This window comes from Oceanobacter mangrovi (genome assembly GCF_019740315.1).
GTDB classification, from domain to species: domain Bacteria; phylum Pseudomonadota; class Gammaproteobacteria; order Pseudomonadales; family Oceanobacteraceae; genus Oceanobacter; species Oceanobacter mangrovi.
Genome location: NZ_JAHXZR010000019.1, coordinates 1 through 6,346, shown reverse-complemented (window position 1 = coordinate 6,346; position 6,346 = coordinate 1). Strand labels below are relative to the sequence as shown.

At 47.0% G+C, this 6,346-nt stretch carries 10 protein-coding genes and 1 pseudogene; 1 reads left to right on the top strand and 10 read right to left on the bottom strand.

What is annotated here, in order from left to right; genetic code table 11:
* The coding region (locus tag K6123_RS22930) for an IS3 family transposase (RefSeq protein WP_221799887.1) at window positions 1-100 on the top strand (100 nt) is incomplete at its 5' end.
* Here the strand turns inward: K6123_RS22930 and K6123_RS22925 are convergent.
* From K6123_RS22925 to K6123_RS22880, 10 genes and pseudogenes are all read right to left on the bottom strand, one after another.
* The gene (locus K6123_RS22925) at window positions 89-802 is read right to left on the bottom strand and encodes a phospholipase D family protein (protein WP_221801942.1); all 714 of its coding nucleotides are present in this window, start codon (window positions 800-802) and stop codon (window positions 89-91) included. The genes K6123_RS22930 and K6123_RS22925 overlap by 12 nt on opposite strands.
* Window positions 803-854: 52 nt before the next feature.
* On the bottom strand, window positions 855-1,337 hold the full coding sequence (locus tag K6123_RS22920) for a hypothetical protein (RefSeq protein ID WP_221801941.1): 483 nt from the start codon (window positions 1,335-1,337) through the stop codon (window positions 855-857).
* An 11-nt stretch (window positions 1,338-1,348) separates the two neighbouring features.
* Window positions 1,349-2,053, bottom strand: coding sequence for a hypothetical protein (locus K6123_RS22915; RefSeq protein ID WP_221801940.1), 705 nt, complete (start codon window positions 2,051-2,053; stop codon window positions 1,349-1,351).
* A 233-nt stretch (window positions 2,054-2,286) separates the two neighbouring features.
* On the bottom strand, window positions 2,287-2,697 hold the full coding sequence (locus K6123_RS22910) for a hypothetical protein (RefSeq protein WP_221801939.1): 411 nt from the start codon (window positions 2,695-2,697) through the stop codon (window positions 2,287-2,289).
* A 106-nt stretch (window positions 2,698-2,803) separates the two neighbouring features.
* Complete coding sequence (locus K6123_RS22905) at window positions 2,804-3,076, bottom strand: hypothetical protein (protein ID WP_221801937.1); 273 nt, start codon at window positions 3,074-3,076, stop codon at window positions 2,804-2,806.
* Between the two features lie 154 nt (window positions 3,077-3,230).
* Entirely contained in the window at window positions 3,231-3,956 is a 726-nt protein-coding gene (locus tag K6123_RS22900) for a GGDEF domain-containing protein (protein WP_221801935.1), read from the bottom strand.
* 825 nt (window positions 3,957-4,781) lie between these two features.
* Window positions 4,782-4,979 (bottom strand): hypothetical protein, encoded by a 198-nt coding sequence (locus K6123_RS22895; RefSeq protein ID WP_221794631.1) that lies wholly within the window; start codon window positions 4,977-4,979, stop codon window positions 4,782-4,784.
* Between the two features lie 123 nt (window positions 4,980-5,102).
* The gene (locus tag K6123_RS22890; protein WP_221801644.1) at window positions 5,103-5,357 is read right to left on the bottom strand and encodes a Txe/YoeB family addiction module toxin; all 255 of its coding nucleotides are present in this window, start codon (window positions 5,355-5,357) and stop codon (window positions 5,103-5,105) included.
* Window positions 5,354-5,608 (bottom strand): type II toxin-antitoxin system Phd/YefM family antitoxin, encoded by a 255-nt coding sequence (locus tag K6123_RS22885; protein WP_221801934.1) that lies wholly within the window; start codon window positions 5,606-5,608, stop codon window positions 5,354-5,356. Before K6123_RS22885 ends, K6123_RS22890 begins: the two co-directional genes overlap by 4 nt.
* A gap of 525 nt (window positions 5,609-6,133) precedes the next feature.
* Window positions 6,134-6,346 (bottom strand): annotated as a pseudogene (locus tag K6123_RS22880) (IS3 family transposase); the annotation flags it as partial.

The following is a 6,346-nucleotide window of genomic DNA, read 5'->3' as shown; positions in this document are numbered from 1 at the left end:
GCAGGATGTCGCGGCTTACATGAAGTACTACAACCTGGATCGACTGCACTCTACGAACGGTGATTTATCACCGGTGGAGTACGAGAAATTAGCAAATTAATGTGTCCGGTTTTGTTGACCAGAACAGTCCTTTTCGGAACTGGCCACCGGCTGCTTTGCCTTTGTCGGTCAGATAGTAATTACCATCACGTTTTTCCAGGTGCCCGGTAATTTCGAGCACCTTTTCCAGCTTGGTTGCAGACATGCCGTGTTTCTTGCCCAGCTTTGAGCTGGTGAGCAACTCAGGCTCAATCGGAATACCAGGTTCAGGGGAGGCGGGTTTTGGCGCTTCCTTGAGTGGTTCAGGTGCAGGCTGTTCTGGCTTGGCCTGAAACTCGACAGGAGGGGAGTTGCGAACCAGGCGGTCGACTTCTTCAACCGCATCGGTGAAGGCGCTGCCGTCAGCTTTTCTGGTCAGTAGAACCCCCATTTCCTTATTGTTGATCTGACTGAACTCATACAGGTTCAGACTGCTGACAATCACGTTGGCTTCGTTCATGTAGCATTTGGCGTGCAGATCGGAGCAGAACTTGACGGTGATTTGTGGGTGAACGGCAAACCAGTCCTTTTCAGTCTGAGCTATGTCAGTCTTGCCATAAACCACGGTAACAGGCACGCCGGACTTGGCTTTGTCTGAAATCAGTTCGCGGAGGCGGGGATTGATTTTCAGGTACGGGCTAACCAGCACCAGGTTCTTGGTAGACTTGAGAACGAGTTGTTCCAGTAGAAAATTAAGGGATGCGGTGGTGAGAAACTTGGCCATGGTTCATCCTTGAACGGTTACATGGCCAATTTACTTGATTTTGACTCTGCTGTCAGGAGTTGGGCGGAGTGCCCAGGACGGATGCCAATTGGGATATTCTAAAGTGTCTTTTGAATTTGAATTGTCGCCAGCTGCCTGAAGGCTCAGACAGGAGAGGGATATAGATCGCAGGATTATCCAATACTTCAATTTGCCATTGTTTGTCACCCAAGAATTCAAAGATCACCTTATTCGGTTCGACCAGACCAGATATTGCAAATGCCCCTGTGCTGTATGGCCAAAATAGTGAAGCACTATCCAGAACACTGTTACCATAATCAACCAGGGTGATGTTTAATGTTTCTTCGAAAGGGCAATTATTCGTTGTAAATACGAGAACGAATTCACTGCATTGAATGCATGCTTCAACAAACGCACCGCTCACAGTTATATCTATCGGCGAATCAGTTATTGCTACGCGAATTTTTGCCGAAGTATCTTCAGTGTCTTCAGACACCAGCGTCGTGATGATGCGACTTTCATTAATAACATTCATGCAGTGAGCCTTTACCACAGCATTCCAACACCGAAAGCAGACAGGGCGCCACCAATAAATGCTCCAACGGTTACACAGATCGGAGCACCAGGGCCGCAGGCCAAACCAGCCAAGGCACCTCCAGCAAAGCCACCACCAACACCAGCGCCCGTTATAGCGATCTCCCGACCTGCAGCATCAAATTTGTTCTCAGCTGTTGCTACGGTATAGACAGAAAGCGCAATAGACACAAATACCAAACTTCTGCCTGCATAAGACAGCTTTTTCATGGCTGCTGTAACTTCTGGCCGGGACTTGCCAGCAGACTTAACAACCTCGGAATATACCTTGTCCTTTTGGAAGTCTGTGAGTTTGTCGAAGTTAACAGATTTGCCGTACATCTTTTGAGCCTTCGAAGCCACAAGCTCATTAAGTGTTTTACCTTGTTGCTTGAGACTTTGGGCGATAGAAAGCCCGACAGGGGTACTTTTGGTGCGGATGATATCCATAATGACGTTTCGAGCCGTTGAAGCCTGCTGAGCGGCCTCAAGCCAAGTGATTTTGCCGCTAGCTGCCAAGACTCTTAGTTCATTAGACATGGCCCGGATCTTTTTCGTATACAGCTGTCGTGCTGAGGAATCTATCGTTAGGTGCACGCCGACATTTGCCAGCTCCGCTTCCATTGATTTGATTGTATTCTCAAACAGCTGTTGATCGTCCTGCTGTAACGCTTCCATAAAACTCCATTTTTTACCAATCGATACACGAGTAAGAATATTTATTGAAGCGAAAACTAAGCCCTTTGATCAGGCGGAGCAAATACTGAATGTGTTTTTTGTGATCATTGTTGAAATTCGTGAAGACGACAATCAAGCGAATTTCAAATAGTTGCAACAAAAAAATGGTTATGTCAGTGAATGTTGGAATAGTTACCAGCTCTCATAGTCCCAACAAAATCTTATCAGAACATCTACATTAAATTAACGAAATCCACGTCGTTTAACACGGTCATAACATCTTCAATGTCGTCAATAGCCTCTCTGCTTTTAATAGCCAACCTACCTTCCATGCCAAGCAAAAAACGCCGGGCCCGCCATGAGAATGGCAGGTAGTCTATGCGGGCTGTTGTGATCCTGTGTTGGCCAATGAGATTGGGGAGCTGTTTGTTTAAGGCATTAAAGCCAGCAGTTGAGTCAGGCACCACCCAGAGAGAATGGTCAAAAATCAGTATGTAGCAGCATGAATCATTCGCGAGAACATCACTACCGATCAGCAAGTCGTAAGCACTGCTGAGACTCTCTACCTGTTCAGAAACGTATTCACCGTTAGGCAACTGCAATTCAATGGTGTTGTTGCTTGTACTTATTTTTCCGATAGGCATGACTTTAATCACTGCTGCGAGCTGGAGTGGGAGAGGTTGTCATTACTAGGGCTGAAAGAGGAGAGCATGGATAACGCTCCGCACACAGGGGTCACTAATCAAATTATTAGCCATCTTCGAATGCATCCTTGGATCTTGGCGCACCAGAGGCCTGAATATCTAATGATTGCCGATATCTTATGCATCCCTCCATAAACTGTGGCCATTCAGGAACTGACGGAAGTGGGCCTGTATCTTCAGGCAATAAACTCCATAAATCAGGATGATACCAACAGAGATCATGACCACTACTATCCCTGTGTGTACGAATGCCATTGCGTAGCTTTTTGATCTCATTAATTAAGCTTTCTCTACTCATTTGACTCAGATCTTCATCCATTTAAGCCTCCAGACAGTTATCCCTATTCGGCATAAAGCCTTAGTCATTTGCAGAGTGATTGTAGTGGTTTAAAGTGAGAGAGCATAGCGAAAATGACCGTATAGAGGCTCTAAAAGTCTAGTACAAAAGCAACTGTTGGCAAGGTTGCTCCGGTTTAATATTTGCTAACTCTGTTTTTTCCGTTTTTCTTGGATTTATAAAGGGCTTTATCTGCTTGTATCAATATATCTTCTACATCATATCCGTCTTCGCCGTCGGCTACACCAATACTGACTGTATAGTGGAGTCTGTAGTCCATGAATGCTACGCAATCTTTTTCAATTAATGATCGAATTTCATCAAGAATTTCAAATGCCTGATCTGATTTTGATCCATATATCAATATAGAGAACTCTTCTCCGCCGATGCGCCCAGCGATATCCGTTGATCGGATGGTTTCTTTTAATAGCTTTCCAAGAGAGATAAGAACAGCATCGCCAGCAGCATGGCCGTATTCGTCATTTATCAACTTGAAGTTATCTATATCAATAATGGATATAGATACAGGATCATTGAAGTCGTGAGAGCGTCTAAATAACTCATGCGCAGAAAAGAAGAACTGACGACGGTTCATTATACTGGTTAACGAATCATAACTGGCTAAAGCCCGCTGCTTTTTTTCCAGGGTGTTTATTTTAAATAGCAAACCAATTACATACCAAGATAACGACGATGAAACGGTTGTCGATGTTATGCCAGCAATCAAAATTGAGTTTTTAGAAATTTGAGAATTTAGAAAACACTCAAGGAATGTGACGAGCGTCACGGAAAATACAACTGAGAGTATTGTGAATAATGCAGTGCTCTTGATTTGCCCAAGGCTGAATAGAAAGTTATTCATTGATGATCACAGATGTAAATATATTCCACATATAACGTAGGGTTTATATAAAAGAAATTTTAATAACAGAAAGAAATTGAAACTTAACAGGCTAACCATCTTGATGCAACTATATAAAAACCCCTTTTAAAATACGTGTTACAGGGACGTATCCCCAGGGCAGGGTACAGCAGAGAAGCCTGTAGCTCGCTGCGCTCGTTACCAGCTTCTCTGCTGTGTCCTGCCTTCTGGATAGCCTGTAAGGCCATACAGAAGGTTTCACGGCGTCCCGCCAGGCAATCCCTAATCAGACTTGAATGATCCATTAGACGTTGAAGAGTGGGGCTTGCTGTCGTCGAGCTGCTCTCGGACTCGCTTCGCTCGAAATCCTCAACAACAGCAGCTGTCCAGGTGTTCCGGATCGAGACGGCTGTTCGCTGTTGTTTCCGGGTTTTAAATCCTTCGCATCCCTGACGCGAACGGCAGCGGCTGCGCCGGAGACGCCGGAGACGCCGGAGACGCCGGAGACGCCGGAGACGCCGGAGACGCCGGAGACGCCGGAGACGCCGGAGACGCCGGAGACGCCGGAGACGCCGGAGACGCCGGAGACGCCGGAGACGCCGGAGAATCCCGCTTGGGGCGCTTGTGGTGGTGTTGGCAGGTGGTTACCAGACCTGCTGCGAGACTTGGCCGTCAAGGGCGCCTGCGGCGCCCCGGCTGCGCCGGGTAAACCCTTGACCGCAGTCTCTTAGCAGGAGGGGGTTAACCATGCCAATCCCCACCATATCGGCGTTGCCGCATTGACCAGGTGCAGATCCGGACGCCGCTAATGCCGCTATGCCGGCATTAGCCGCCGTTGGCTTCGATAATGGATTGAGTTGCTTCGCGTATCCGGTGCATGAGTGCTCCAGATACAACAATCTTGAACAGCTGGGGCTTGTTGCGGTGCCAGTTGATGAGGGTTTGTTTGGATTCGCCGGTAGTTCTTACCAACTCAGCCAGGCCAGTCAGACCTGCTGCCTTGCATTGCTCTGATGGGGTCATGAGGGGATTCCAAAGTTACGAACAAAGTAAAATAATTTTACCTGATTTGGGATTTTGGTAAAACTATTTGACCTTGTTTGTTGAGCACTCAGACTAAATATCTGGAAGCTGTGACTATCGTTATCAGTAGTGATAACGGCACTGGGCGATAAGCAGGGCGGTATCGGTGACTTTGTAGACCAGGCGGTGTTCCCGGTCTATTCGGCGTGACCAATACCCTGACCAGTTGTGCTTGAGGGGTTCAGGATCGCCAAGCCCTTCAAACGGATGTCGTTGAATGTCTTTGATCAGGGTGTTGATGCGTTTCAGGGTTTTCTTGTCGGTCTGCTGCCAGTAGAGGTAATCCTCCCAGGCGTCTTTGGCCCAGGATAGGATCACTCTTCAATCAGTCCTTGTTCTGTGCCGTGCCCGGCTTCCAGTTCAGCGATAGCCCGGTTCAAACGCTCGGCGTTTTTGGGGCTGGCCATCAAGTAGGCGGTTTCTTCGTAAGCGTGGAAGTCTTCCAGGCTCATGACTACCGCGGCTTTACCATTCTGACGTGTGATCATCATGGGCTTGTGGTCATCGTTGACTTTGTCGAGCACGCTGGACAGCTGTGACCGGAAGGACGAGTAGCTAATTGTGTCCATCTGTTCTGCCTCTTTGGGTTGTACAAGTTATTGTACTACAGCTTTCAGAGTAAACACGATAGTCCTGAAATATCAGGCGTTTTGATCTTCAGAATATCCAGTGTTTGGGGGTGCATGGGGCGGGGGTTTTGATTGGATTTGGTATTATGAAATTAGAGGCTAAGACTTTGATTTCTAAGAACTTATTGAAAAGACTTAAAATCCCCGACCTTACGGTCGTGCCGGTTCAATTCCGGCTCCAGGCACCAGTTAGAATCCTTCCTGTAGCGTTAGCATTCGCTAACAAAACTCCAATTTCAGAATATTTCATAATTCCTTTCAGAACATACAGCACTCCTACGGTATTCATTAACGCATTGCCCACTCGATGAAAACGGCGACAATAGAACAAGGGCTTTTCATTGCAATGATCGGCCAAATGATCGAATCTCCCACTCAGACAACAGGGAGAGGAGGCAATGGCTAGTCGCATAATTCTGACATTCGGCGGAGTGTGGTTTTTGGTAATCGCCGCTAACAGCTATTTCACCGGTGAAGTGCAAGACTTCTCAAGGTACACAGTACCTTGTTCTGGTTGAATAACCCGGACACCTTAATTTGCTAATTTTTCATACTCCACCGGTGATAAATCACCGTTCGTAGAGTGCAGTCGATCCAGGTTGTAGTACTTCATGTAAGCCGCGACATCCTGCTTCATATGAGCCCGTGTCGGTTGGTGTACCTTGAACAGCCAGTCAT